This window comes from Rothia sp. P7181 (genome assembly GCF_048513015.1).
Classification (GTDB): Bacteria; Actinomycetota; Actinomycetes; order Actinomycetales; family Micrococcaceae; genus Rothia.
In genome coordinates this window covers 57392-83457 of the sequence record NZ_JBLXXZ010000004.1, presented here as the reverse complement: position 1 = coordinate 83457, position 26066 = coordinate 57392, and the positions used below count along the sequence as shown (strand labels likewise).

General features: G+C 47.3%; 26 protein-coding genes. 20 read left to right on the top strand and 6 right to left on the bottom strand.

Annotated elements, in window-relative coordinates; translation table 11 throughout:
• Nucleotides 1-66: 66 nt before the first annotated feature.
• Nucleotides 67-1152 (bottom strand): alanine dehydrogenase, encoded by a 1086-nt coding sequence (gene ald, locus ACN08Z_RS03255; RefSeq protein WP_419103169.1) that lies wholly within the window; start codon nucleotides 1150-1152, stop codon nucleotides 67-69.
• A 216-nt stretch (nucleotides 1153-1368) separates the two neighbouring features.
• On the opposite strand from ald, the gene pheA reads away from it, so the two are divergent.
• Nucleotides 1369-2286 carry a prephenate dehydratase gene (pheA, locus tag ACN08Z_RS03250; protein ID WP_419103168.1) on the top strand — a complete coding sequence of 306 codons (918 nt, stop codon included), beginning with the start codon at nucleotides 1369-1371 and terminating at the stop codon, nucleotides 2284-2286.
• 75 nt (nucleotides 2287-2361) lie between these two features.
• Here the strand turns inward: pheA and ACN08Z_RS03245 are convergent, their stop codons facing one another.
• A complete protein-coding gene (locus ACN08Z_RS03245; protein ID WP_419103167.1) occupies nucleotides 2362-3453 on the bottom strand; it encodes a diacylglycerol/lipid kinase family protein in 1092 nt (363 codons plus the stop codon).
• Nucleotides 3454-3524: 71 nt separating this feature from the next.
• On the opposite strand from ACN08Z_RS03245, the gene serS reads away from it, so the two are divergent.
• The 4 genes from serS (at nucleotide 3525) to ACN08Z_RS03225 (ending at nucleotide 7645) form a co-directional block, all read left to right on the top strand.
• Nucleotides 3525-4829: a serine--tRNA ligase gene (gene serS, locus ACN08Z_RS03240; protein WP_419103166.1), complete on the top strand. Its 1305-nt coding sequence runs from the start codon at nucleotides 3525-3527 to the stop codon at nucleotides 4827-4829.
• A gap of 211 nt (nucleotides 4830-5040) precedes the next feature.
• Nucleotides 5041-5979 carry a metal ABC transporter substrate-binding protein gene (locus tag ACN08Z_RS03235; RefSeq protein ID WP_419103165.1) on the top strand — a complete coding sequence of 313 codons (939 nt, stop codon included), beginning with the start codon at nucleotides 5041-5043 and terminating at the stop codon, nucleotides 5977-5979.
• Nucleotides 5980-5988: 9 nt separating this feature from the next.
• Complete coding sequence (locus tag ACN08Z_RS03230; protein ID WP_419103164.1) at nucleotides 5989-6717, top strand: metal ABC transporter ATP-binding protein; 729 nt, start codon at nucleotides 5989-5991, stop codon at nucleotides 6715-6717.
• Nucleotides 6718-6787: 70 nt separating this feature from the next.
• Nucleotides 6788-7645 carry a metal ABC transporter permease gene (locus tag ACN08Z_RS03225; RefSeq protein ID WP_419103163.1) on the top strand — a complete coding sequence of 286 codons (858 nt, stop codon included), beginning with the start codon at nucleotides 6788-6790 and terminating at the stop codon, nucleotides 7643-7645.
• On the opposite strand, the gene ACN08Z_RS03220 is transcribed toward ACN08Z_RS03225, so the two are convergent.
• Nucleotides 7596-8291: a metal-dependent transcriptional regulator gene (locus tag ACN08Z_RS03220; protein ID WP_419103162.1), complete on the bottom strand. Its 696-nt coding sequence runs from the start codon at nucleotides 8289-8291 to the stop codon at nucleotides 7596-7598. The genes ACN08Z_RS03225 and ACN08Z_RS03220 overlap by 50 nt on opposite strands.
• A gap of 129 nt (nucleotides 8292-8420) precedes the next feature.
• On the opposite strand from ACN08Z_RS03220, the gene ACN08Z_RS03215 reads away from it, so the two are divergent.
• Both ACN08Z_RS03215 and ACN08Z_RS03210 read left to right on the top strand, forming a co-directional pair.
• Nucleotides 8421-9272, top strand: a complete 852-nt coding sequence (locus ACN08Z_RS03215) for an HAD family hydrolase (protein ID WP_419103161.1) — start codon at nucleotides 8421-8423, stop codon at nucleotides 9270-9272.
• A 10-nt stretch (nucleotides 9273-9282) separates the two neighbouring features.
• Nucleotides 9283-9642 carry a thiol-disulfide oxidoreductase DCC family protein gene (locus tag ACN08Z_RS03210; protein WP_419103160.1) on the top strand — a complete coding sequence of 120 codons (360 nt, stop codon included), beginning with the start codon at nucleotides 9283-9285 and terminating at the stop codon, nucleotides 9640-9642.
• 5 nt (nucleotides 9643-9647) lie between these two features.
• Here the strand turns inward: ACN08Z_RS03210 and ACN08Z_RS03205 are convergent, their stop codons facing one another.
• On the bottom strand, nucleotides 9648-10271 hold the full coding sequence (locus ACN08Z_RS03205) for a recombinase RecJ (RefSeq protein WP_419103159.1): 624 nt from the start codon (nucleotides 10269-10271) through the stop codon (nucleotides 9648-9650).
• A 41-nt stretch (nucleotides 10272-10312) separates the two neighbouring features.
• Complete coding sequence (locus ACN08Z_RS03200) at nucleotides 10313-10963, bottom strand: hypothetical protein (protein ID WP_419103158.1); 651 nt, start codon at nucleotides 10961-10963, stop codon at nucleotides 10313-10315.
• Between the two features lie 714 nt (nucleotides 10964-11677).
• Between ACN08Z_RS03200 and ACN08Z_RS03195 the strand changes: the two genes are divergently transcribed.
• A complete protein-coding gene (locus ACN08Z_RS03195; RefSeq protein ID WP_419103157.1) occupies nucleotides 11678-12823 on the top strand; it encodes a CAP domain-containing protein in 1146 nt (381 codons plus the stop codon).
• An 85-nt stretch (nucleotides 12824-12908) separates the two neighbouring features.
• On the opposite strand, the gene dacB is transcribed toward ACN08Z_RS03195, so the two are convergent.
• The gene (dacB, locus tag ACN08Z_RS03190) at nucleotides 12909-14297 is read right to left on the bottom strand and encodes a D-alanyl-D-alanine carboxypeptidase/D-alanyl-D-alanine-endopeptidase (protein WP_419103156.1); all 1389 of its coding nucleotides are present in this window, start codon (nucleotides 14295-14297) and stop codon (nucleotides 12909-12911) included.
• 182 nt (nucleotides 14298-14479) lie between these two features.
• Between dacB and ACN08Z_RS03185 the strand changes: the two genes are divergently transcribed.
• The 12 genes from ACN08Z_RS03185 (at nucleotide 14480) to ACN08Z_RS03130 (ending at nucleotide 26044) form a co-directional block, all read left to right on the top strand.
• The gene (locus ACN08Z_RS03185) at nucleotides 14480-14956 is read left to right on the top strand and encodes an inorganic diphosphatase (protein ID WP_419101111.1); all 477 of its coding nucleotides are present in this window, start codon (nucleotides 14480-14482) and stop codon (nucleotides 14954-14956) included.
• A 282-nt stretch (nucleotides 14957-15238) separates the two neighbouring features.
• A complete protein-coding gene (locus tag ACN08Z_RS03180) occupies nucleotides 15239-16357 on the top strand; it encodes a zinc-dependent metalloprotease (protein WP_419103155.1) in 1119 nt (372 codons plus the stop codon).
• 3 nt (nucleotides 16358-16360) lie between these two features.
• Nucleotides 16361-17536, top strand: coding sequence for a tRNA lysidine(34) synthetase TilS (gene tilS / locus ACN08Z_RS03175; protein WP_419103154.1), 1176 nt, complete (start codon nucleotides 16361-16363; stop codon nucleotides 17534-17536).
• Nucleotides 17537-17666: 130 nt separating this feature from the next.
• Nucleotides 17667-18218 carry a hypoxanthine phosphoribosyltransferase gene (hpt, locus tag ACN08Z_RS03170; protein ID WP_419103153.1) on the top strand — a complete coding sequence of 184 codons (552 nt, stop codon included), beginning with the start codon at nucleotides 17667-17669 and terminating at the stop codon, nucleotides 18216-18218.
• A gap of 218 nt (nucleotides 18219-18436) precedes the next feature.
• Nucleotides 18437-20566, top strand: a complete 2130-nt coding sequence (gene ftsH / locus ACN08Z_RS03165) for an ATP-dependent zinc metalloprotease FtsH (RefSeq protein ID WP_419103152.1) — start codon at nucleotides 18437-18439, stop codon at nucleotides 20564-20566.
• Entirely contained in the window at nucleotides 20566-21138 is a 573-nt protein-coding gene (folE, locus tag ACN08Z_RS03160) for a GTP cyclohydrolase I FolE (RefSeq protein ID WP_419103151.1), read from the top strand. The genes ftsH and folE overlap by 1 nt, the downstream gene beginning before the upstream one ends.
• 162 nt (nucleotides 21139-21300) lie before the next feature.
• Complete coding sequence (folP, locus tag ACN08Z_RS03155; RefSeq protein ID WP_419103150.1) at nucleotides 21301-22173, top strand: dihydropteroate synthase; 873 nt, start codon at nucleotides 21301-21303, stop codon at nucleotides 22171-22173.
• Nucleotides 22174-22413: 240 nt separating this feature from the next.
• Entirely contained in the window at nucleotides 22414-22827 is a 414-nt protein-coding gene (folB, locus tag ACN08Z_RS03150; protein WP_419103149.1) for a dihydroneopterin aldolase, read from the top strand.
• Nucleotides 22824-23330, top strand: a complete 507-nt coding sequence (gene folK, locus ACN08Z_RS03145; RefSeq protein WP_419103148.1) for a 2-amino-4-hydroxy-6-hydroxymethyldihydropteridine diphosphokinase — start codon at nucleotides 22824-22826, stop codon at nucleotides 23328-23330. The genes folB and folK overlap by 4 nt, the downstream gene beginning before the upstream one ends.
• Nucleotides 23327-23854: a DUF3180 domain-containing protein gene (locus ACN08Z_RS03140; protein WP_419103147.1), complete on the top strand. Its 528-nt coding sequence runs from the start codon at nucleotides 23327-23329 to the stop codon at nucleotides 23852-23854. The genes folK and ACN08Z_RS03140 overlap by 4 nt, the downstream gene beginning before the upstream one ends.
• Before the next feature lie 85 nt (nucleotides 23855-23939).
• A complete protein-coding gene (locus tag ACN08Z_RS03135; protein ID WP_419103146.1) occupies nucleotides 23940-24461 on the top strand; it encodes a PH domain-containing protein in 522 nt (173 codons plus the stop codon).
• Nucleotides 24462-24463: 2 nt separating this feature from the next.
• The gene (locus ACN08Z_RS03130) at nucleotides 24464-26044 is read left to right on the top strand and encodes a PH domain-containing protein (protein ID WP_419103145.1); all 1581 of its coding nucleotides are present in this window, start codon (nucleotides 24464-24466) and stop codon (nucleotides 26042-26044) included.
• The last annotated feature ends 22 nt before the right edge of the window (nucleotides 26045-26066 follow it).

The window sequence follows — 26066 nt, the reverse complement described above, 5'->3', positions numbered from 1 at the left end:
AGGGGGTGGTGTTCAAGAATTTTGTTCTTGAACACCACCCCCTATGACATATGAACAAGCGGGAACTTACTTCACTAAATCAGGGAATGCATCTGCAACAGCTGGGAACGTAATTTTTCCGCTATCAGTGTTGAGTCCTGCTTGCAAGGAAGAATCTTCCGCTAACGCTTGATCAACGCCCTGTGCAAGCTTGAGGATATAAGGCAAGGTGGCATCGGTCAGTGCCACCGTAGAGGTACGTGGAACAGCCCCCGGCATATTTGCAACACAATAATGGCGGATACCATCGACCTCATAGATAGGGTCTTGATAGGTGGTTGGTCGGGAAGTCTCAAAACAACCACCCTGATCAATTGCTACGTCGATGAGCAGTGCACCAGTTTTCATAGAAGACAGGTGCTCTCGGCGTACTAGCTTAGGAGCTTTTGCCCCAGGGACAAGCACTGACCCAACGACAACATCTGCCTCGGAAATCTCACGCGCAATATTGCGTGGAGTTGAGTTCAGAATACGAGCTGTAGAACCAAAAATAGTATTCAACTCGCGTACTCGAGGGCCGTATCCTTCAAGAATGGTGACTTCGGCACCAAGTCCTACGCACATCTGTGCCGCATGGGTACCAACATTGCCGCCGCCAAGGACAACAACTCGTGCCGGTGCAACACCTGGAACGCCACCAAGAAGGATGCCAGGGCCACCTTGGGAACCCAATAGATATTGTGCTGCTGCAGAGCCGGCAAGACGACCTGCAACCTCACTCATGGGTAGGAGTAACGGTAGGGCTCGCCCAACGCGTACTGTTTCATAAGCAATAGCACGTGTTTTTGCTGTTATGAGAGCTTGTGTGAGTGGTTTGTCTGCTGCAAGGTGAAGATAAGTAAATAGGGTTAAATCTTCGCGTAGATACTGGTATTCGGATTCAATAGGTTCTTTGACCTTGACGAGAAGTTCTGCGTTGTTCCATGCCTCATCTGCGCTGACAAGGCGTGCACCGGCTTCTTGGTATTCTTTGTTGCTAAAGCCTGCTCCGACGCCGGCGTCGGTTTCTACAAGAACTTCATGTCCCGCTTCGACGAGAGCGTGAACACCGTCTGGGGTCATGCCAACTCGTTGTTCTTGTGGTTTTATCTCGCGGGGTACGCTAATGCGCATGAGATCCTCCATTGGACTGAAATATACAAATAGGCCTTGTGTGACCTAAATATCATTCTCTAGCGGTTGCGCAAAGATAACAATTATGTGTGAGATACTTCACCTTTGGGTGGTTGTTTAATATGTAAAACACCGTCATGATGCCTAATCCAAGCATCTTTTATACACCTGTCGCTACGTCAAAACACCTCCTAAGAAACAGATACACTAGAACGCATGCGCTACACCTTCCTCGGACCATCTGGAACCTTCACCGAATCGGCACTCCTGAGTATTCCCGAAGCTCATACCAGTGAACGCTTCCCCTCACCCACCGTTCCTGCCGCCTTTAGAGCACTTCTCTTAGACCAAGCAGACGCGGCTATGGTCCCTATCGAAAACTCTGTCGAAGGAGGAGTCAGCGCAACGCTTGACTCTATCGCTCGTGAAAAAAGCTTGCGAATTATCCGCGAAGTGCTCGTACCCATCGAATTCTCCCTCGTGGCACGCAAAAATATCAACCTTGACGATATTCAACGTGTATCAACACATTCCCATGCATGGGCACAAATACGACAGTGGGCAGAACAACACATTCCACAAGTAGACTATGTTCCAGGGCAATCAACAGCGGCTGCCGCCATGGGTCTACTTGAAGATCACCCCACCTATGATGCTGCGGTCTGCGCACCAGCTGTCGCTCAAAACAACCCTGAGCTAACTGTCCTTGCAGAAAACATTGGTGACAACAAACAAGCTGTTACACGGTTTATTTTGGTTGCAAAAAAACCCGTTATCCCCGAACCTACTGGTGCAGATAAAACAACGCTGGTAGTTCCGTTGCCTCAAGATAAACCTGGAGCATTACTTAACCTCCTAGAACAATTCTCGACTCGTGGTATTAACCTTTCGCGTATCGAATCGCGTCCAACAGGACAGTTCTTAGGGTCATACTTTTTCTCAATTGACGCTGACGGTCACCTTTTTGAATCACGGATGCAAGATGCGCTACGTGGACTCCATAGAATCAGCCCGCAACTCACCTTTTTAGGGTCATATCCTCGTGCGCTCTGCGAAAAAAATACTGTAGACCCTGTGCATACTGATAAGGCATTCTCTCAAGCTGAGCAGTGGGTAAAATCCCTACTGCAATAACCTATCCCCTTAGCTGACTATAAAATCACGGGGTGTATATTCCATCTTCAGAATATACACCCCACCATTTAGCTCTTATTCTGATTCTTGAGGATAAAGCGAAATCTTCACCGCGCCCGGTAAGACCTCCGCCTGTAAACGAATTGCATGAGGAAGAGTGTCCCCATCAATCTCTACCGGCTGTTCTTCTCGAACGAACTTAATGTTTGCACTCTTGCCCACTACATGCTCAAGAACTCGTCGGCGCTTATCGAATATTTGAGGACCTAGAACAAATTGCACCCCTACAATAATCCACTCACTCAAATTGCGAGGAGCCAGAATAATAACTTCTAGCTGACCATCTTGAGCATTTGTCGTAGACGTAAGATTTACCCCACCTTGCACCTGACCACAGTTAGCAATAAGAACTGAACGGACTTTACGTCGTATAGGAGGTCGATCATCTACTGTAATTTTGACAGACTTACGTGGCTTGAGAAGATTTTTTAAACCTGCCTGCAAATACGCAACCCACCCAAATTTAGTTTTTAGCTTTTCATCAGTGTCATGCATAATTTGGGCATCAAAACCTGCACCACCCATGATGATGTAGCGCCGTTCAGTGATGCTCTGATCTCGATGAGTCATTGTCATCTGAATCATGTCAACTCGTTCGGGAGTCCCATACAAAGCAGTATTAACTGACTCTGCAACATCTCCATAGGCTAAGTTAAGATTGCGTGCGAGAAGATTACCTGTACCCATCGGCACAATACCTAACGTGGCCTCGCTGCCGGCTAAAGCTGAAGCAACCTCACGAACGGTGCCATCACCACCAATAGCTATAACGCGCTGTGCCCCATGCTCTAAAGCCTTTTGCGCAACGTGATAGCCGGGGTCTTCAACCGTTGTCTCATAAAATAATGCCTCTGGCCATTGCGCCTGAGCCAACTGTTCCTTGATGGTCTGGCAACTTAACTCTGCCTGAGGTTTCGTTGGATTAAAAATAACCGCAACCTTCTGAGGCTCTCCCGGTGACAGCATCACGTGTGATGGCTGGTATATAGGGAAAACGTCTCGCCCTCCGTGTCTGTTGAGCATATTAAACGCCCACGTAGCGGCGCTACATCCTGCACCTAAAGCGAGAGTGCTATAGATGACTATTTTCCGTGTGCTGATGTTCATGATAGTTAGCGTATCAACTATGGGGTGTGTGAATTTGAGCGAACCCGCAGTAATTGCGGTAAATTTATACCGTGATTGATATTAACCTTCTTCGTGAAAACCCAGACCTATTCCGTGAATCGCAGCGTAAACGTGGCGCTGATGAGTCTTTGGTAGACCAGATTCTTGAAGCTGATGCAACCCGCCGTTCTAGCATCACTGAATTTGAGAATCTGCGCGCTGAACAAAAAACATTCGGCAAGAAGGTCGCTCAGGCTCAAGGTGAGCAAAAACAGGCATTGCTTGCTGAGGTCAAAGAACTATCTGAACGTGTAGCCCAAGCAAAAACAGCTTCCGAAAAGGCACAAGCTCAGCAAGAAGAACTCCTCACTCGCATGGAAAACCTCGTTATTGACGGTGTTCCTGTTGGTGGAGAAGATGACTACGTTGTTCTCAAGACCGTTGGTGAACCTCGAAACTTTGAAGCAGAAGGTTTCTCTCCTCGTGACCATCTCGAGATTGGTGAACTAGTAGACGGTATTGACATGGTGCGTGGGGCTAAAGTCTCTGGCTCTCGTTTCTACTTCCTCAAAGGTCACGTTGCCCGTCTAGAGCAAGCCCTCTTGTTCATGGCTCTGGATCAAGCTGTTTCTGATGGTTTCACCATGATGACAACACCTACCCTCGTGCGTCCAGAAACAATGAATGGTACAGGTTTTAATGTCAAGCACGATGACGAAATTTACCGTTTAGAACGCGACGATTTATACCTCGTTGGCACTTCGGAAGTTGCCCTAGCAGGTTACCATGCTGACGAGATTATTGACTTCTCCCAGGGTGCAAAGAAATACCTCGGTTGGTCTTCTTGCTATCGCCGTGAAGCTGGTTCTGCCGGAAAAGACACTCGTGGAATTATTCGTGTGCACCAGTTCAATAAAGCTGAAATGTTTGTGTACTGCCCCGTAGAAGAGGCTGAAGATATGCACGCTCAGCTTCTGAAATGGGAAGAGCAGATGCTTCAAAAGTGCGAGCTGTCTTACCGTGTTATTGATACCGCCGCTGGAGACCTCGGATCTTCTGCTGCTCGTAAATTTGACTGCGAAGCATGGGTTCCTACCCAAGGTACCTACCGTGAGCTAACCTCAACATCAAACTGCACAACCTTCCAGGCTCGTCGCTTGAACATTCGTGAACGTCTTGCTGACACTGTTGATTCTTCTGGTAAAACGAAGAAGGGTGGCACTCGTGCGGTAGCTACGCTCAACGGAACGCTAGCAACAACTCGTTGGCTTGTCGCCATTCTAGAAACACATCAGCAGCAGGACGGTTCTGTCCGTATTCCTGAGGCCTTGCGCCCATATATGGGTGGGCTAGAGGTTATTCCTGTCGTTCAGTAGTGTTTGCTATTTTTATGGCTCATTAAAGAGGTAGTTCTTGGTTTTCAAGGGCTACCTCTTTTGTTGTATATGAGGTGTTATCGGGACACCCTCGAAAAATGTTCGTCTAGACGAACATTTAAGTTATACTCGTCAATACACACAGACTTCTAACTCTCAGATAACACAAGGCGTAGCCTTATCAAACCTCATGATGTGAAAGGTATTCATCGTGAAAAAATCACCTAAATTCCTAGCTCTGTGCACTTCAGCAGTCTTGCTCCTTAGTGCCTGCGGTGGTGCAGGCTCTCCCTCCGCAAAGAGCAGCGCAGAAGCATCAGCATCCAGCGGCAAACCACAGGTTCTTACCACCTTCACCGTTCTTCAAGACATCGCCCAAAACGTTGCTGGTGACCACCTAGAGGTCAAATCCATCACCAAACCTGGCGCAGAAATCCACGGCTACGAACCAACCCCCGGTGATATCGAAAAAGCAACCCAAGCAGATCTCATCCTCGACAACGGACTAAACCTCGAGACATGGTTCGAAAAATTTGTTCAAAACACCGATGCGCCCCACGTCAAAGTTAGTGAAGGCGTCCCAGAAATCAGCATTACCGAAGACGCTTATGCTGGTAAACCAAACCCTCACGCATGGATGAGCCCGCTCGTCGCCAAGAAATATGTCGATAATATCGCTGACGCATTCGTAAAACTCGACCCAGCACACGAGTCTGACTACCGCGCCAATGCCTCCGCTTACCAAGAAAAACTACAAAAAGTACATGACGACCTCGTCGCAAGTATCTCCACTATCCCCGAAGAACAACGAGCACTCGTCACCTGTGAAGGAGCTTTCTCCTACCTCACTAAAGACGCAGGACTTCAAGAAAAATACATCTGGGCAGTCAACTCTGACGCTCAAGCAACACCTTCACAAATCGAATCAGTTGTTGAATTCGTCAAAGACAAAAAAGTCCCTGCAGTATTCTGCGAATCCACCGTTTCTGACAACCCCATGCAACAGGTTGTTACCGAAACCGGAACACCTTTTGGTGGAACACTGTACGTAGACTCCCTCTCTGAAGAGGGTGGACCTGTTCCGACCTATCTAGACCTGATCACCTACGATGCACAGACCATCTCTAAAGCTCTAACTCAGGAAAAGTAAAAAAATATTATGAGCGCCATCAAAGTTACTGGGGTTTCTGCCCATTATGGTTCCGTCCACGCCCTCGACGACGTTAACTTTAGCGTCGAACCAGGACGTATTTGCGGTTTGATTGGGATGAATGGATCAGGAAAATCAACCCTTTTCAAAACCATGATGGGAGTACATCGTGACTGTACAGGTACTGTTACCCTTGACGGTCATAGCCCACAACAGGCGCGTTCGACTGGAGTCGTCAGTTATGTTCCTCAAAGCGAAGAAATAGATTTCACCTTTCCGGTATCTGTTCGTGATGTGGTTTCAATGGGAACATACTGGCGACTCGGAACAACTCGCCGCCTCGATGCTCAAGCAAAACAGGCGGTTGCACGGGCATTAGAACGTGTAGAACTTACAGACCTCGCAGAACGCCAAATTGGTGAACTCTCGGGAGGTCAGCGGAAACGAGCTTTTGTTGCGCGTGCGATGGCGCAAGGAGCAAACATTTTCTTGCTTGACGAACCCTTTGCAGGGGTCGATAAGCGTTCTGAAAAGATGATTGTTAGTCTCCTCAATGAGTTAGCACAAGATGGGGCAACTATCCTCGTTTCCACCCACGACTTAAGCTCTTTGAGCCAGTTAGCAACCGAAGCAATTCTGTTGCGACGCACAGTGCTTGCTCATGCTGATGTCGAAACAGTTCTCCGCCCCGAAAACCTCATGAAGGTTTTTGGTACGGACGTTCTATCACCCCAGTAACTTTTCTTTTCCCCCTCATAAACCAGCCCGCATTAACCAACCAACAATGCGGACAGAAAGCGAAACTGTCATGCTTGATTTTCTTCTTTCCCCGCTTAGCCTAGGGCTGATGCAGCGCGCTTTTGCTGTAACTATCGTTGCAGCACTAGTCTGCTCAGTGCTTTCTTGTTGGTTGGTTCTTGTGGGTTGGTCTTTGATGGGGGACGCTATATCTCATGCTGTGCTACCTGGTGTTGTCTTTGCCTATATTCTTCAAATTCCTTTTGCGATTGGTGCACTTGTCACAGCATTAGTGGCGGTGATGCTCATCGGGGCTGTCGGTTCTCATCGAAAGATTCGTCAAGACTCTGCCATGGGTATTGTCTTCACGACACTCTTCGCTTTAGGTATTGTGATGGTTTCTGTAACACCTTCACACATTGACCTGAACGAAATCATCTACGGTAACGTTCTTGGTGTTAGTGTCGCTGCTCTTACTCAGGTGTGTGTGCTAGCTGCTCTTGTCACAGGCGTTTTACTTTACAAACGTAAAGATCTTACTCTCTACGCTTTTGATCCTTCATACGCTGCCGCTATTGGTCTATCTACTCGCTTGTTATCGGGTATTTTGTTGTTTTCGCTGGCGTTAACATCTGTTGTTGCGTTGCAAGTTGTTGGTGTTATTTTGGTGGTTGCAATGCTGATTATTCCAGGTTCTACCGCACGTCTTTTGACAAATAAATTCACAACAATGCTGTGCTACTCAGTGACTTTTGCATTAGTCGGGTCTATTAGCGGACTATACATTAGTTACTATGTTGATATTTCTCCTGGTGGTGCAGTGGTGCTTACTCAAGGAGTCATGTTTGCGGTAGTCTTCATCTCAGAGCGTATCTACACTAAGATTCGCACTCAATCACAAAAATCTTCTTCCCTTGCTCAGAGTTAAGTTCAATACTTTTTGCTGAACCTTCATGGCGAACTTGTATATCTTCTAGGTTCCTGCTGCTACGTACAAGAATAGTCTTTCCTGGAACGAGTTGGTGTTGAATAAAAAAGCTGAGAATCTTGGCATCTTTATCACTAACACGTTCTATTCTGAGGCGCTGTGGATCTTGGCAGCAATGTTCTAGAAGATAGTCTGTGAGGGTGCTCTGTTCTGGGTTATCTACCGTACCGTCTTCGGCAGGGATAGGATCTCCGTGAGGGTCACGAGTGGGATGTCCTAGTAGTGCATCGATGCGTTCAATCATGATATCTGAGACAGCATGTTCTAACACCTCTGCTTCATCATGAACTTTGTCAATAGGGTAGTTGAGAACCTGCACAAGAAACGTCTCTAAAAGGCGGTGTCGACGAACCATCGACACCGCATATTTTTTCCCTAGCTCTGTTAGCTCAATTGGAGCATATGGGCGATACGAAATGAGACCAGCATTCGCCAACCTTCTAAGCGCGTCAGAAACACTCGAAGGCCGATTACCTGTTTTTTGTGCAAGTAATGTTGTCGTTGCGACGTGCTGAGACCACTCCGATATTCCCCAGATTTCTTTAAGATAGTTTTGGGTGCTTTCAGATAAATCAGAAAGAGACATAGGAATATACTAACAGGAGAGAATACTCGCTAATACTCCAGTATGATGGGTAGCCTATTGAGCGGGTAGAGTCTTTGAACGACCGCTATTTTTACCTTGAACCCACCATAAGAAAAGACACCTGAAACTATGATGGAAAAACTACGAGTCCACCCGCCTGTCTCAAGTAGCTGGGTTCTTGAACCGAATACCCGCTACTTGATTGCCATAGACATTGACGGGACTCTGGTGCATCACGACGGGACCTTAAGCGAGGCCGTTAAAAAAGCTGTTCAAGATGTTATCTCAGCTGGTCATGCCGTAATTATCGCGACGGGGCGTTCTCGTCAAGCAGCACTTCCCATTGCACAACAGCTTGGTATCGCCGAAGGATATATGGTGACCTCTAACGGTGCGGTTACGCTCGAGCTCTCTGACAAAAATGGCGGCTATTACGTCATTGATAGTGTGGCATTTAACCCACAGCGCGCATTGAGCTTATTACAGGAGAAACTTCCTTATGCTCAGATGGCGTTGGAGACCATCTCTGGCGATATTTATGCAACAGACGATTTTGAAGATGGATCTTTTGGCGCATCATCGATTCCTGTAACAAAAACAGATCTTCTCGAACATCGTGAAGCCACCCGTGTTGTTGTCTTCGCCGAAGACGTTGACCCTCAAGACTTTAAAAAGGCCATCTATGCCGCAGGTCTTCACGGAGTGAACTATGCAGTGGGATGGACCGCATGGTTAGATATCGCTGCACACGGTGTGTCAAAAGCATCATCTTTAGAACAACTACGACGTACCCTCGGCATTGATCCCGCCTATACGGTTGCTATTGGCGATGGGCATAACGATAAAGAGATGTTACGTTGGGCAGTTCGTGGAGTTGCCATGGGACAAGCCCCTGAGGAAGTGATTGCTGTTGCTGATGAGGTCACTACTAGTGTCTATGATGATGGCGTAGCACGTACTTTAGCGACGCTTCTTTCTTAGGCGATACTGTATGAGACTCTATTATGACCCTGACTGTGGTATTTGCACTCAAGCAGGTCATTGGCTTGCTCAGCAAGAGGTAGGTGCTGACATTCTTCCGGCCTGGAGCGATGAGGAGTTTTCTTCGAAGGTTGACCCTCAACGTTTTTCTCGAGCTATTCCCCTTGTAACAGATGACGGACATACGACCTATGGTGTGATTGCCGTGGGACTTGTTCTGAAGACGAGCCAACGTCGTTCTTTACAACTTCTAGGACGGTATCTTCTGTCTCCTATAGGACGTTTACCTGCTGAAAAAGTGTACGCTCTCATCGCAGAGAATCGCTGGCGTCTTCCCGGATCTACCTGTTCTTTGCCACGACGTTCGTAAGAGTTCTAATGCTTTGGCGTCAGCCGATGGATAGAGCTGAGGAGCTCTTGAAGTACTGGTAACGCTGCTTCCTGTTCATGCCATTGTGCTCTAACTAGTGTTTTACTGACTGCTTGTGAACTGATACCGAGCGCCTGCGCTACTGCCTTTTGCTGCCCTCGCACACCTGGGATTAGTAAGGATATGACGCGGTTTTCGGCTTCTGAGCGTTCTGAGCAGACTCGATAGAGCAATCGTGCAATACCTGTGGCATGTTGTGAAAGTTTTTGGTCGTTACCAAGTACCACGACACATTTTGAGGGTGCTCCGGTGGGTGCTTGTTCTACGGCAAGACGTGAGTAGCTGATAGCGTCTCCGGAACATTCTGGTGTGCCGATAGCGCCGAGAGCCATCGCAAATCGTGGGACGCGTAGCCCTCCCACCCCAATACCAATCCAGTACCCGTTGTAGAGGGACCCGAGTAGGAACGCTCGTGTTGCATGTTCTGGGTGATCGAACGCGCCTTGTACTTCGTCGGGGTAGGTTTTGGTGAATGGGACGAACGGTTCTAGAGCGTTGAGTTTTTCGCAGAGCTCTTCGAGGGGAAGAGCTTTTGCGCCTTTGCGGCGAATAAAGGTCAAAACATACACGAGTTAAGTATGCCAGTCTTTGCGCTTAAAAGAGGCGTAGCTTACTCCCAGAAAAAGGAGTCGTAGTGTTTTCCTTGGAGGGTGAGTTCGTCTTCGAGGATATTTCTACAGGTAATGGGTAGTGCTATGCACTGGTATTGTGCGTCATCGCCGAGATAGCCTGTGGCGTATTCGAAATGTTCTCTTATGGGTGCGATGTCTTTGCATAGTTGCAGTATGTGTTGGAGCGTTTCTGGTGAGCTAAAAATCCAGAATGAGTCTTTGTCTGTGAGTTGGAAGAGGGCGAGTTGGTGGTTTGGCAGTGTGGGTCCTTTCAGATGTATCCAGCCTCCGAGGGGCCCCGGCCCGTCAGGTGGACAGATGGGGTCATATTCCCATGATGGTGCGTTGTTAAGCCATGGGGGCGTGGTGGGGTAGTAGAGGGTTCCCTCTGGATGTGTGGGCCAATGGGTTTGCAGAAGGAGCCCTTCTGTGATTGTCTCCCAGAAATTTTGGCTGGTCAGGGGTGTGGCGAGTGAGCTGATGAGTTCTTCTGATGCGTGTTGCCCCCAGTATGTTGTTGTGGTGGGTGTTTGGGTGGAGTGTATGAGTTCTTTAATGGTTGCTAGCTGTGCTGATTTTCCAAGGATTATGGTGAGGTTTTCTTGGTGAAATAGGTATGGGGTGTGTTCTTGGAACTCTTCTGAACTCATGGTGTCTTTCGTGCTATGAGGGTGCCTGTTCGTGGACGAGCTTGTGGTCTTGTTGTACTGATTTTAGCGGTCGTGGTTTGTGCTGTGGGGGTAGTGCCAAAACCTGTGTATTCGTCAGTGGGTGCAGGGAATTGTGTCGTTGCGTGGCAAAAATATTGTTGTTTTAAAGGTCGGTAAATAGGCGGTAAATGCTTAGGTAACAACGTCTTGTGGGAATGAGCTTGTCAGGTCAAAGTGAAATTTTTAGGTGAGATATTAATAAAATACATATTTTTCATTTAATTGCTTTTATGTCGATTAAGAATGCAATGGTACGGATGAATATATCTAATGTTCGAATAAATAATCGAATATATCTCATATTCTGAATTGATTTTCGAAAAGCTGTGAATAGTGGTGAACGAAACGCCAAGAAAGCGCATCTAATTATCGAACAAAACCTGTGAATTTCTCTCAAATGTGCCCCTCGTTAGCCATAATGGCAAACTAAGCCATCTGTGTATTTGTGCAAGAAAACGCATATATAGCACAGATTTTTAATTGAAATATAGAGACGCTAAGCAGTGTTCGAATCCTGTGAATTATCGAAAATATGGACACAAAAATCACAAAAAACCATAAAATATCCATAGAATTTGATAACGATTCTATAAAGTTGTGTACGCACATTGTCCGTTATTACAGCATTCCAAAAGATCGCCATCGGAGAAAGACATGTCAAATACAGAACTCAGTTCTCTCAAGAGTCTTCTTCCTAACCGACGCCAGGTAGGAAAAATTGCTCTTGCGGGACTCGGCGCAACAGCGCTAGGTAGCACCGCTGCCCAAGCCGCTTATAGCGATATTCGACGAGTAAGCACCGCATACCGAAATGCAGATGCGCAGCGCTTACTCAACCTCATCAACCAATATCGCGCACAATACGGGCTCCAACCCCTGCAACATTCAGCAACCGTTGCATCCGTAATGGACATAGAAGCTCGGCGCCAATTTATTCAGGGCTACTTCTCGCATGGCACCCAATTCATGTACAACCCCAAAGTGCGCGGATACAGCTTTGTGCGCGAAGTCATCGCACTGTCCTACAACGGGGATATCAGCCAACTTCTAGCATTCTGGAAGAGCTCACCGCCGCACCGCGCCGCAATTCTTGCTCCACAAGCAAACACCTGCGGAATCGGACTATGCTACGGCAACGGACGCGGACTCCCTTGGCGAGTCCTCGGAAACGTCGGAATCTACCGCTACGAACGTGGACGTGGACCATCAGACATTCAACCCACTATCGCTGGCGGAAGCCGTATCGCAACACAATCCACACAGCCAACCTACGCCATCAAAGGCGGAATCGGTGCAAGCTACCATAACGGCGGCGGCGAAGCTCGATTCGGCGTCCCCATCATGAACGAAAAAGGTGGACTCGTCGAAGGGGGCATTTACCAGAACTACAGTAAAAACGGCAACATCTCCCAATTCCTTTGGACCGCAGACACCGGCGCGTACCCAGTGCACTTTGAAGGTGATATTGGTCGGTACTGGGCACGACACGGTGAAGAAAACGTCCTAGGATACCCCCTCATGTACGAAACAGGCGGTCTCATCGGCGGTGGCGCATACCAGCGATTCAAACGAGGAAATCGCGTCACCAAAATTATGTGGCACCCACGCTACGGCGCGCACCCCATCCTCGAATACGGTGCAATCTCCGCAGAATGGAGCCGCAACGACTACGAACGCGGATACGGATACCCCATCACCGGAGAATATCGCCACGGTATTGAAGTGCACCAGCGTTTCAGTAAAGGCTACACTATCGCCTGGCATTCACGCACAGGACGTGTACGCGCCTTCAAAAGCTAAGACACGGTACAAAACTTCATCCATATAAAGCTTTGGGTGTGAACCAATATTGGTTCACACCCAAAGCTTGATGTGTTTAATGCACCTAACGCTGGACTAAAACAGCTACCGCACGATCCAACGTTTCTTTAGCCCCACCAATATCGTTGATGTCATTAGTGATAAACGAATACACCAAAGTTTTATCGGAAGCAGAACGTGCATAACCCGATAAAGAAATCACAGAATATAAAGTTCCAGTCTTCGCACGCGCATATCCCTGTGCCTGCCTTGTATCAGCAGCACCAAAACGTGAAGCTAACGTACCCGAACCACCAGCAACCGGAAAACCGTCTAACGCCAATGTCGTGTGAGAAGACGAGTCAGCAATAGCTTCAAGTACCTGAACAATCATCTTATTGGTGACTTTGTTATCACCCGAAAGACCACAAATATCTACCGGATGAAACCCCGTCGTATCAATACCATTTTGTTCTAACGTCTCTTGAATTGAGGTACGTGCTTGCTCAAAAGAGCCTTCACGACCTAAAGAAACCGCAAGATTACGTCCTAAAGTCTCTGCCAACATGTTATCTGAATGTTGCATCATATACGCTGCCTGCTCAGCAACCGTTGCCGAACTCACCTGAGCAAGAACCTCTGAATGTTCTGGTGCGTTTGTTTCCTCCCCCATAGAGAAACTTAGATTTTTCTGCGCACCTAACTCGTTGAGTAAAGACACAAAATAACGGTGTACTTCCTGTCCTGCTTGTGCCGGTCGGGAACGAGAAGCCTTCCCCTGAGCATCGGGAGAATAATGAGAGTAGAACGCAATAGGGCTGACTGCAGAGACCTCCCCAGCATCAATATCTCCTTGCGCCCACGCCGGATTAACCGAAGGCCCCTGATAGATAGACGTATCAAGATTGACACGATAATGAGAAGACCCCTGTGATAGCCCCTGAATTACTTTCTGAGCAAGCGTCCTTAAACCTGCATGACCTACAACATCGTCAGGGCGCGATAAACCAGTTCCTAAAAGAGTGTCTCCGCCCGCTACAAGAGTCAATACATGGTCTTGACGACGGACACTTGTTTCATAACGTGCGGTCGGATCAACCCGCTGAAGAAGAGCATAATCGACAAGAATTTTCAGGTTAGATGCTGGAACCCTCTGCTGTTCAGCACCACGCTGATAGAGCACTTCACCCGAATCTTTATCAATCACTAATCCCGTCACGTTCCCGTCAGGTAAAGAGTCTAAAATCTGGTCAAGAGTTTGCGTAAGAGTCGCTTTTTGAGAGCTTACTGAAGAATGAACAGCAGAAGGAATCTGAACAGGCTGAGGGCTAACATACGAAGACGTTGCACCATCAGCTAAAGTATGGGCTGACTGTACGTGAGGAATTGCCCACGCCCCAACACTTAGCGTTGCAACACCTAAAACGCTAGGTAATATCCATTGACGTTTCTTTGATGTCTCTGACGAAGACATAAATTCCTCACCATTCATATATTCTCCCAACACTATTCACCAGCAAAAGTCACGAACGTTAGACTATAAGAGAATAGCCGTAAAAACTCAGGTATATCTCATGTCTAGGTTAGACTGTACACCGATATGCTAAACGTACCTGCAACAGGTACGCCCCAACTCACAACATATAAGGAGACCTCATGGAACTTGACGTCACCCTCGAAATCAATCGCGGTTCACGCGTAAAGTACGAAATCGATCACGAAACCGGACGTCTACGCCTTGACCGTGTTCTATTCACCTCAATGCAGTACCCCACCGCATACGGATACTTTGATAACACCCTTGGTGAAGACGGCGACCCACTGGACGCAATGGTCATCCTCGACGTTGACGTTATCCCCGGAGTTGTTGTTGAAGCTCGCCCCATCGCAGTCTTCAATATGACTGACGAAGCTGGCGGAGATGCAAAAGTTCTCTGCGTTCCTGCCGATAAACGCTATGACCACATCCAAGAACTTGAAGACGTTTCTGAACAGCTCAAAGCAGAAATTCAGCACTTCTTCGAACGCTACAAAGACCTCGAATCCGGTAAATGGGTTAAAGGTGAAGGCTGGGAAGGCCGCGAAGCTGCAGAAAAAATGGTTCAGGAAGCTATCGACCGCCACAACGCATAAATTCATGCGTTAGAGGTTAAGCACTTCCAACCAAAACCTATAAGGTGTCATGGGCAAGAACATGTATCTTGTCCATGACACCTCTTTATTTATAGACGATATAAAACGAGTAAAACTTTTCTAAGGTTCGCCTCTGTTGCCAGAGATAAACCTCCTTATGGAAAGAACTACAGCAAGCAGATACCTTGAACAATCAACATCTTTCTGAAACGTGCAACGTGTGTTGAGTGAAGAACTAAAGGATAAGAAAGATGAGAAAACTGTGGTATAGAGTAAAGAACAATGACTCAAAAAAATACTCTTTCTCACCTTGTAGCTTGGGATACAGCAGCCCAAGTTGCTGCTCAGCTTGTACCTGCTGGACCTCAAAAAACAGTTCAAGAGATGACTCGTGCTGTAGAAAGTATCCGTTATGCGGCTTTAGTGTCAGTGGAGCACGTACACCGTATCACTCAACTTGAGGTAGCTCACCAGCTCACAGACTCACAAGTTCTCGTTGTAGACCGCCCCACATGGTCTAAAGCAAACACACAAGCATTCTCAACCATGCTTAACACCGAACCTTCTTCACGTCTAGCACAGAAGATGAAGAAACTAACAAAAACCCAAAAAACATTAGTCAACTATGCAACGGCAGTTGAAGTTGGTGCCGTGCTCGCTTATCTTTCCACACGAGTACTAGGACAATACGAACCATACGCTGCCCGCGCCGGGTGCGGGGCATCGGGTGGACGGCTCATGCTCGTAGCCCCCAATATCCTTGCACTAGAGGAAGAACTTCACCTCGATCCCGAAGATTTTAGACTATGGGTCTGTTTGCACGAACAAACACACCGTGTGCAGTTTGCCGCTGCGCCGTGGCTTGATGAGTATATCCTTCAACTCGTGCACCGCCTATCTTCAGATTTAGGGTCGAACACTGAAGAGCTCTTTGGTCATGTTATCCATACAGCGAAAACTTCCTTGGGCCACTCTACTTCTTCTCAATCAGAGGCAAATTCTTTGGCTCTTAACGATTCTGCCCATAAGACGCTTTCTGAGGTGACTGCTGTGATGAGTCTTCTTGAAGGTCACGCTAACGTTGTCATGGACTCTATTGACGCATCAGTAGTTCCTAGTATCAAAACTATTCGCCAACGGTTTAACCGTCGCAGCCAAACACACACCTTCTTCCACAAAATAGTGCAAAAACTCTTTGGCATGGAACGAAAACTTCAACAATATAAAGACGGACAAAAATTCGTTCAATACATTGTGGACGCTCAGGGTATGGAGCGTTTCAACATGATGTGGGAACGCCCTGAGAATCTTCCTACTGAACAAGAAATACATCACCCCCAGCAATGGATTGATAGGGTGTTAGCGTCAACGGAACGCGTCATCCCTTGGGCAGGAGAATAACTCATGCAAAACGGACGACGAGGACGTTTACATCCGGCAGTAGGACGCGCACGCACCCTTCTTGAACAAAACATCAATCATTTTTTGGGGCAAACACTTATTCACGCTTCAGGTAAAGCGCGTCCACAAGAGAATCCTCCACTTTTTTTGGTGGGTTGTTCTGGTGGCCCTGATTCTTTGGCGTTAGCGTCATTGGCAGCCCACTTTGTACGTCGTGGTGAGATACGTATCGGTGCAATAATTGTTGATCATCAGCTTCAAACAGGCTCTGACGAAGTCGCTGCACAGGCTGCACAAACATGCCGTGATATGGGATTGTCTCCGGTGCTTGTACGTTCTGTTACTGTTGACGCTGACCATGAGGGACCTGAAATGGCGGCACGTATTGCGCGATATGCGGCGTTTGAAGATGCCGTTAAAGAAACTGGTGCACAAGGAATTATGCTTGCACATACGTTAGACGATCAGGCAGAGACAGTGCTTCTTGGTTTAGCGCGAGGGTCGGGTACAAAATCTTTAGGCGGGATGAGTCCGGTGCGTGTTCACCATGGTGTGAATTATCTCCGTCCTCTGCTGAATTTACGTCGGTATGAGGTCGAACAAATTTGTGTTGCTGAGTGTTTAGACCCGTGGTATGACCCTACGAACCTCGACCAGAGCCTTATGAGAGCGAAGGTCCGTCATAGTATTCTTCCTTTTTTGGAAGAGCATTTAGGTGGTTCTGTTGCTCTCTCATTGGCCCGTACTGCTGCTATTAGTGGCCCTGACGCACAGTATCTTGAAGAAGAAGCTGAGAGAGTTTTTGCTCGGGTACAGCTTGAACTCTCGGCGGTAGGTGGAGTTGAATCTTTGAACCTTCCTACTGAGACTAATATGCAGGGTGTCGTAGTGATTAACCGTTATGCGTTGAGTCAAGAACATCCAGCGTTACAGCATCGAGTATTATCTTTGGCTGTTCGTTCTTTGGGCGGAGAAAATCCAAGTTTTGAACGTTTACAAGCATTAGGAGAACTCTTGTGCGGCCACACTATTGCTGGCCCTATACAGCTGGCAGGTAAGGTGAGTGCTTACCGTCGCCGTCCACCTGCGAAAGTTACAGTGGAACTTCGTTCATCTGCAGAGAAAAAAGAGATTCTTTTGAAAGAAACTGGGGTTATTGTTTTACTCACCACCGTGTAAGCTCCATACTTAAAGAACGAATACCGAGAAAAACATGTTTAGGTGCCGGTTTGCTTTAGCGCAGCTATCTGCTAGACGGTACACTAATTTTCTACAGCCCCCATATCAATCACAAAGGATTAGAGGAATCGTGAAGGCAGAAGACGTACAGGACGATATCAAACACGTTCTTTTCACCAAAGAAGATATTGACGCAAAGATTAAAGAACTCGCTGCACAGATTGATAAAGATTACGCAGGTAAAGAAGTTCTTCTGGTAGGTGTTCTCAAAGGTGCAATTATGGTGGTTGCAGACCTCTCACGAGCATTGAGCACCCATTACACCATGGACTGGATGGCTGTTTCTTCTTATGGTTCTGGAACAAAGTCTTCTGGTGTTGTTCGTATTCTCAAAGACCTTGACACCGACTTGACTGGACGTGATGTTCTGATTGTCGAAGACATTATTGATTCTGGGCTTACTCTTGCGTGGCTTCAACAGAATCTCATTTCTCGTGGTGCAAACTCCGTTGAAATCTGTGCTCTTCTGCGTAAACCAACATGCGTTAAAACTGATGTTCAGTGCAAATATGTTGGTTGGGATATCGACCCTGAATTTGTGATTGGTTACGGTTTAGACTTTGCAGAACGCTACCGTAACTTGGACTGTATTGCGACTTTAGCTCCGCACGTCTATTCCTAAATACACCTAAGATTCTCCTCTTGTACGGTGCGAACGAGGTAAAAATAGTACGCTCGCTCGCACCGTAAAATTTTAGCCTTGAGGGGAACGCACCTGACTGAACGGGAACTTAACAGGTTTCACCTGTACATTAATGTGCAGAATAACCTCTGCCCCTATAGTGGTTGCCTCGTGCTTCTACTAGACGGGTAGTCACCCATATTTGGAGGATTACCGCATTGGCGCAAAAAACCAATAAGAACCCAGAAGAAGATAAAGGGTTCTTCAGCAAGTTCATCTCAGGACCATGGTTCTGGGTGGTGCTCGCTTTAGCCATCTTCGCGACTTTTTCGATTACCTCGATGTTTAACGGTTCAAACCGTGTCGATACGAATGTCGGCTTAGAGTTATTGAAGAACGATAAAGCTGTGAGCGCGAAAATCTATGATGGCGATCAGCGCGTAGATTTAGAGCTTAAAGACGACTATTCCACTCCTAAGGGGCAGAATCTCGGAAAGAATGTCACATTCTATTTCGTAAATGCTCGCGCTGGTGATGTGGTTCAGGCTGTGGATAATGGAAAACTGAAGAGTTACACCGATCAGCCTGTACAGAATAACTGGTTTACTTCGTTACTGACATTCTTTGCACCTTTTGTTCTGATTGCTTTATTGTTCTGGTTCTTGATGTCTCGAGTCAGTTCTGGCGGCTCTCAGATTATGAATTTCTCGAAGTCTCGTGCAAAGAAATTCAATAAAGACAACCCGACCGTACGGTTCTCTGATGTTGCCGGTGTTGATGAAGCTCTCGCGGAGCTTGAAGAAGTGCGTGAGTTCCTTGCTGAACCAGAGAAATTTACTCGTCTTGGCGCAAAAATTCCTAAGGGCGTTCTCTTGTATGGCCCTCCCGGTACCGGTAAGACTCTTCTCGCGAAAGCTGTTGCTGGGGAAGCTGGAGTTCCGTTCTACTCTATTTCTGGTTCTGACTTTGTGGAGATGTTCGTGGGCGTGGGTGCTTCTCGTGTGCGAGACCTCTTCAAAGAGGCTAAGAACCATAAATCTGCCATCATTTTCGTTGACGAAATTGACGCTGTAGGCCGCCAACGCGGTGTCGGTATGGGTGGCGGTAACGATGAGCGTGAGCAGACTCTAAACCAGCTTCTTGTTGAGATGGATGGTTTTGACGGAACCTCAAATATCATTGTGATTGCTGCAACGAACCGACCTGATGTGTTAGACCCTGCTTTGTTGCGTCCGGGCCGTTTTGACCGTCAAGTTGGAGTAGATGCTCCTGACTTGAAGGGGCGTCAGCGTATTCTCGAGGTGCACGCGGCGGGTAAGCCTATTGACCGCCGTGTAGAGCTGTCTTCTGTGGCGAAACGAACCCCTGGGTTTACCGGCGCCGACCTCGCAAATGTCATGAATGAGGCTGCCTTGTTGACAGCTCGTGATGGTGGAAACGTGATTGATGAGCGTGCCATTGATGAGGCTATTGATCGTGTGATGGCTGGGCCTCAGCGCTCTTCTCGCATTATGAAAGAACATGAACGAAAAGTTACCGCTTATCATGAAGGCGGACACGCCTTGGTTGCGGCTGCTTTGCGTAATTCTTCTCCAGTAACAAAGATTACGATTCTTCCTCGTGGGCGTGCGTTGGGCTACACCATGGTGATGCCTGAGGACGACAAATATTCGACAACTCGCCATGAGCTACTTGATCAGATGGCTTACGCCATGGGCGGACGTGCAGCAGAAGAAGTGGTCTTCCACGATCCTTCGACCGGTGCTTCGAATGATATTCAAAAAGCTACTGAAACAGCTCGTAAGATGGTTACCGAGTACGGCATGAGCTCACGTATCGGCTCTGTTCGTCTTGCTGCTCGTGAGTCTGATCCGTTCCTTGGCGGTGGCGCTGGTGGAGGCAATAACTTCTCGGATGAACTTGCTTATGTGGTAGACCAAGAAGTTGCTGCTTTGCTTGAGAACGCCCATGATGAGGCCTTTGAGATTCTGACCGAGAACCGAGATGTTTTGGATCGTCTTGCCTATGCTCTTCTTGAGAAAGAAACTCTTCTTGAGAAAGAGATTGCAGAGATTTTCAAGGATGTTCGTAAACGTCCTGAGCGTTCACATTGGTACTCTAAAACAACTCGTGAACCTTCTTCTTTACCCCCAGTAAAGGCTCCTAGCGAGGTGGACGGTTCTTCAGAAGATTCGCAAGAGAATGAGCCTATTGTTCAACAGCCTGTGATTGATACGGATTCTTCTCCGGTTCAGAAGCCTGTGACAGATGTAGACCCCGCTCCTGGTATGGGCAATGATAACGGTGCTCAAGGCCCAGATGAAAGTCCTTGGGGTGGTGCACGCTAATGGCAGTGGATCAGCCTCGTATTGAAGCAGCTGTTCGCGAGATTCTATTAGCGATTGGGGAAGACCCCGATCGTGAGGGTCTTGTCGACACCCCTGCTCGAGTGGGGCGTGCCTATGCAGAGATGTTCTCTGGTTTGCACGATGAACCCGGCCATATTCTGGGGACGACTTTTGATATTGACCATAAAGAACTAGTGCTTGTGAAGGATATCCCGTTTTATTCTACGTGTGAGCATCATCTTGTACCGTTTTTTGGTCAGGCACATGTGGGCTATATTCCGGGGGATTCTGGGCAAGTGACGGGTCTTTCAAAGTTGGCTCGTACCGTGGACTTATTCGCTAAACGTCCGCAGGTACAAGAGCGTATGACAACGGAAATTGTAGATGCTATTGAAAAGTATCTACGTCCTGCTGGTGCGATTGTTGTTGTGGAAGCTGAACATATGTGTATGGCAATGCGCGGGGTTCGTAAACCGGGTGCTAAGACGGTGACGAGTGCTGTGCGCGGTCAATTACGTGCTGAGGCAACTCGTGCTGAGGCAATGAGCTTGATTAATAGTTCTCGCTCGTAGTTCCGGAAGTTTGTGAAGAATCTTCTGCCGACGCAAGGGTGAGGGCACCTACGATATTTTCGTAGGTGCCCTCACCCTTATGCGGTGTGTATTTGTGCGTATTCTTGTGGTGTCTGTATGTTTTAGTTGCTATCGATAAATTTTTAGAAAGTGGGCGTTGTGGTGTCTTCTGTGTTTGCTTCTTCTGGTACTCATGTGATGGGTATTCTGAATGTCACTCCTGATTCTTTTTCGGATGGTGGTGAACACTATACGTTGCAAGAAGCAGTAGACCATGCATACCGTATGGTTGAAGATGGCGCCACGATTATTGATATTGGTGGTGAATCAACTCGACCTGGTTCTACTCGTATTTCAAGTGTTGAGGAACAGCGTCGTATTTTGCCTGTTCTTGAGAAATTACGTGATATTCCTGCTTTTTTGAGTATCGATACGCTTAATCCCGATACGGCTCGTGTTGCGGTTGAAGCTGGTGCAGACATTATTAATGATGTTTCGGGAATGAATCTTTCGGAGCAGATGATTGATACGGTTGCGTCACTGGATGTTCCTTATATTTTGACTCATGCTCGTGGTACTTCTGCGACGATGAATGATTGTGCCAGCTATGAGGATGTTGTTGATGAAGTGTTTTTTGAGCTTCGTTCTTTGCGTGATCGTCTTCTTTCTGGGGGAGTGGCGTCGAAGAATATCATTCTTGATCCTGGTTTAGGTTTCGCAAAAGTTGGTATGCAAGATTGGCAGTTGTGTGCGTCGATGACACGTTTTCGAGAGCTGGGGCATCCGCTATTGATTGCTGGATCTCGTAAGCGCTTTTTAGGGCGTTTATTGGAGGTTGAAGATTGTCAGCGTGCTGAACGCCTGGGTGTTGAGCCTCGGGGTCGTGCTGTTGATGAGCGTGATGCGGCGACGGCAGCGCTGAGTGTTATTGCGGCGTTAAATGGTGCGTGGGGTGTGCGGGTTCATGATGTTCGCTCTAGTGCTGATGCTCTTGCTGTTGTTCAACAAGTGAGAGCTTATTCTTCGGAAATGTGATGTTTTTGTATTGATGAAGCGACATGAGGTGTTTTTGACCTAAAAACATGTGTGAGCTTAACCTCTATTCCAAGCGCATTTAGTTCGTTTTTTAACTTTAAAACCTTGCAATGGTGCGGAAGAGGGGGTTCGTTGACATGTTGACGGGGTTCAATGTGGCGACAAACAACACTAAGTATGCTCAGGAACAGTGGATAATAGGAGACGGTAATACCCCATACTGCCGAACAAAGGAACATTGTGACGGAGTACCGCACTATTACAGAACAAGCTGTGCCCTCTGCGTATCGTACCGCAGACCGTATCACCCTCAATGGTGTTGGGTGCGTTGGGTATCACGGCGTTCTCGATAGTGAGAGGCAAACTGGTCAGCCGTTCTTTGTGGATATTACGATGTTCACCGATTTCTCACGAGCTGTTGCTGACGATGACGTTACGCAGACAGCAAATTATGCTGAAGTCGCTGAAACTATTCGTGATGTGGTGATGGGAGAGCCTGTCGATTTGATTGAGACATTGGCGGAAAAAATTGCGCAAGAAGTGTTAGAACATTTCCCTCTTCTTGCCGTTGAGATAACCGTGCATAAACCGAAAGCTCCTATTGAAGTGACTTTTTCGGATGTATCGGTGACGATTTTCAGGGAGAAAAAATGAGTGTAACTGCCATCCTCGCTCTTGGTTCAAATATGGGAGATAGAGAAGAAACCCTCATTAGGGGGATTGCAGACTTGTGTAGTCATTCGCAGATTTCTGTACAGAACATTTCTCCGGTTGCTGTGACTGCTGCAGTGGGCGGGCCTGACGGACAGCCTGATTTTTTGAATCTAGTGATTCAGATTGAGACGGATTTACGTCCTTTTGAATTGTTGGAGTATACGCAGAGCGTAGAAACGAAACATCATCGTACACGTGAGGTTCATTGGGGTCCTCGTACTCTAGATATCGACATTATCGAATACGGCAATATTCAGATGACTCAGACCGATTTGACGATTCCTCACCCTCGAGCTGCTGAGCGTGCATTTGTTCTAGAACCGTGGCTTCGTATGGACCCTTCTGCCGAGCTACAAGGTGTGCCGGTTGCTGAGTTGGCGCAAAAAGCTGAAGATCGTGATGGTATCCGCGAAATTCGTGAAGCACCGGTGGTTTGTGCATGACGTCTTTACGTCTGAGAGTATTACTCAGTGTTTTTCTTGGTGCTTTTATGGTTGGCGCCTTAGCTAATGCGCTGAGCGTGCGTTGGGGTGGCGCAGAGCTGATGCTTTCACCTTCGAGTCTTCTCGTTTCAGTGGTAATTTGTGCTCCCTTGATGTGGTTGGGTGTTCAGGTATCACGTTTTCGTCAGCGAGACCGGCGGGTTGATGCTGGGCGAATGAACCCTCTTTTGGCAGCTCGTACTGTTGTGCTGGCTCAATCTAGCGCCTATACGGGTGTGATGATTGCTGGCTGGCATAGCGCATTGCTTTCGTACCAGTTGTATATGTTCACTCTTCGTGCCGCATGGCCTCCGCTGGTAACGTCGATTGTTGATGTTCTTGCCGGTGCGCTTTTATGTGGTGTCGGTGTTTGGGTGGAGCATCTGTGTAAAATACCACCTTCTGATTCTGACGATCATGTCCCTAAAGACGAGCACATTCTTGAGCGTGATAGCCGTGGATATGCACGTCAGGATGATATTTAATAACTATTTTGAAGGTTGAGATGCAGGTTACTTTTCGATAGTGTGTAGTTAAAATTATGGGCACTAGAAAATGAGGTACCTTCTCATGACTCAACAGAACTCAACAATAGGAGATATTGAGCAGCGGCCGTGGATACGAGTATCACCCTCTTATGTGAAGATTGTCCTTATCAATAGGGCCATCTTCCTGCTGGTCATCATGAGTGTCGCAGGTCTTGTCTGGATGTTTCGTGAAGACGAGTTCTTCTCCTCTGGCCTCAAACTTCCTATTATTCTGGGAGTCCTAGGCGTTCTCTTCCTCGGACAACTGACATACCTTCTGCTGGCACCTCGCTACGTCAAATCTATTGGGTATCACCTTGATGAACGCCATCTCGTTATCACCCGAGGAATCTTGATGCGAAAAGTCATCTCTGTTCCTTATGGGCGTTTGCAATACGTAGACGTTACCTCTGGCCTCGTGTCAGGAATCTTTAAACTCGCTTCTCTAGAGCTTCATACAGCTTCTGTTGGAACAGAGGCAAAAATCCCGGGGCTTCCTCAACCTGAAGCTGAAAAAATACGAGAGATTCTGACTCAAGACGGCGTAGAACAGATGGTGAAGTAACGATGAGCGAAACACCACAAGAACATAATTTTTCTCTTGGACACGATGATGCCAAGAACAACACACATGACGAACCTCAAAATAGCGAACAAGTACCAGATGAAGAACTTCATTGGAAACGTGCCCACCCGCTGAGTCCTCTTGCCTCAAGCTGGTTTATTCTTGCGTGGATCGTATGGATTACCGGTAAAGAACTCTTCGAATCGGGGTTTTTAGAGTCAGATACTTCTTTGCTTGAGTCTCTACGAGACTTTTTAACTTTCATTACTTCAACCCCTAAAATTTTTGTTCCGGCACTGTTATCTGTGGTGATTTATTATGGGGTAACGTATCTTGGCTGGTTCTTTACATTCTTTGCTGTTGGAGAAAAATTCTTTCACCTTAAAACGGGGGTTCTTCTCGTCAAAAAGAACCGTAAAGCAAATATCAACAAAATTCAGTCCATCGATATTACGTCCCCATTCCTCGCTCGTCTTTTTGGTCTATCAGAAATGACAGTTGACGTAGCGGACGGAGACGGTAGTGCTCTTTCGATTAAATTCCTCAAACACCAACATGCTCAACAATTACGTTCGACTTTGCTCCAAAGAATAACGGACGTTAAGCAGTCTCAGCATGCTGCGCCCACACGAGAAGAATCAGAAGACGTACCTACCGTAGTGCTCTCGGAAGAAGAGAAACTGCAACAATTTTTACAGCAGGAGAATCTCCCAACGCCTACGGCAGTTGAGGATTCTTCAGAACAAGAGCTTCTAAGAGTTCCGCCCAAGCGTCTTGTCGCGTCATTATTGTTGGACGTGAAAGTGCTATTCCAGCTTTTGCTTTTTCTCATTTTCATAGTGGTTACTTTGCGAGAAGTGGGTGTAGGCTTCTTCTCAAGTATTACGTCCATCATCATTTTGTTTGGTTTTGCGAGCTCTCTATTTAACACTTTTGCCCGCCGCTATAATTTCCGTATTGCAGATACTCCTGAAGGTCTTAAAATTCGTTATGGACTATTCGATACCGTGACCCAGAGCGTACCCGTATCAAGAATCCAAGGGCTACAGATTAATCAGAGCGTTCTCTGGCGATCTTTGAACTGGTACAAAGTCGTAATCAACGTCGCCGGCTACGGCATCAAAGACATGATGAACGATAAAAAAATTACGGAAGAATTAGTTGTTCTTGCAACAGGTGAAGAACTCGAAAAAATCTTAGACATGGTTCTCCCCGTCCATGAGGAACGGGTAACAGGCCGATGGCTTCTCTACGCTCATGGAACTCGAGGTACTGAGGCTGGTTTTCGTCCTCGTGTAGCAAAACTCCGGTGGCTACGTCCACTATCGTACCGCCGTGCAGGGTTTACCCTCACCGATAAATATTTCATCCTTCGTGACGGTGTCTTGTACTACAAGCTTTCCATCATCCCCTACCAGTTTATCCAATCTGTTGATGTGCGCTCTTCACCTTTAGAACGACATTACGGGGCACGCACAGTTAACATTTGGACTATTGTGGGCCCTATTTCCGCCACAAATAAGAACATTCATGCCGAAGATGCCCAAAGAATTGTGCAAACTCATCGTGACGTCTACCGATAAGTGTGCATAAGGGCAGAATCTA

Coding starts and splice junctions, on each gene's coding strand:
- dacB (WP_419103156.1), bottom strand. CDS start 14,297: ATGTCTTCGTCAGAGACATCAAAGAAACGTCAATGGATATTACCTAGC.
- ACN08Z_RS03230 (WP_419103164.1), top strand. CDS start 5,989: ATGAGCGCCATCAAAGTTACTGGGGTTTCTGCCCATTATGGTTCCGTC.
- ACN08Z_RS03225 (WP_419103163.1), top strand. CDS start 6,788: ATGCTTGATTTTCTTCTTTCCCCGCTTAGCCTAGGGCTGATGCAGCGC.
- ACN08Z_RS03135 (WP_419103146.1), top strand. CDS start 23,940: ATGACTCAACAGAACTCAACAATAGGAGATATTGAGCAGCGGCCGTGG.
- ACN08Z_RS03130 (WP_419103145.1), top strand. CDS start 24,464: ATGAGCGAAACACCACAAGAACATAATTTTTCTCTTGGACACGATGAT.
- ACN08Z_RS03195 (WP_419103157.1), top strand. CDS start 11,678: ATGTCAAATACAGAACTCAGTTCTCTCAAGAGTCTTCTTCCTAACCGA.
- ACN08Z_RS03215 (WP_419103161.1), top strand. CDS start 8,421: ATGATGGAAAAACTACGAGTCCACCCGCCTGTCTCAAGTAGCTGGGTT.
- pheA (WP_419103168.1), top strand. CDS start 1,369: ATGCGCTACACCTTCCTCGGACCATCTGGAACCTTCACCGAATCGGCA.
- ald (WP_419103169.1), bottom strand. CDS start 1,152: ATGCGCATTAGCGTACCCCGCGAGATAAAACCACAAGAACAACGAGTT.
- ACN08Z_RS03245 (WP_419103167.1), bottom strand. CDS start 3,453: ATGAACATCAGCACACGGAAAATAGTCATCTATAGCACTCTCGCTTTA.
- ACN08Z_RS03200 (WP_419103158.1), bottom strand. CDS start 10,963: ATGAGTTCAGAAGAGTTCCAAGAACACACCCCATACCTATTTCACCAA.
- ACN08Z_RS03185 (WP_419101111.1), top strand. CDS start 14,480: ATGGAACTTGACGTCACCCTCGAAATCAATCGCGGTTCACGCGTAAAG.
- ACN08Z_RS03180 (WP_419103155.1), top strand. CDS start 15,239: ATGACTCAAAAAAATACTCTTTCTCACCTTGTAGCTTGGGATACAGCA.
- folE (WP_419103151.1), top strand. CDS start 20,566: ATGGCAGTGGATCAGCCTCGTATTGAAGCAGCTGTTCGCGAGATTCTA.
- ACN08Z_RS03210 (WP_419103160.1), top strand. CDS start 9,283: ATGAGACTCTATTATGACCCTGACTGTGGTATTTGCACTCAAGCAGGT.
- ACN08Z_RS03220 (WP_419103162.1), bottom strand. CDS start 8,291: ATGTCTCTTTCTGATTTATCTGAAAGCACCCAAAACTATCTTAAAGAA.
- tilS (WP_419103154.1), top strand. CDS start 16,361: ATGCAAAACGGACGACGAGGACGTTTACATCCGGCAGTAGGACGCGCA.
- folK (WP_419103148.1), top strand. CDS start 22,824: ATGAGTGTAACTGCCATCCTCGCTCTTGGTTCAAATATGGGAGATAGA.
- ACN08Z_RS03140 (WP_419103147.1), top strand. CDS start 23,327: ATGACGTCTTTACGTCTGAGAGTATTACTCAGTGTTTTTCTTGGTGCT.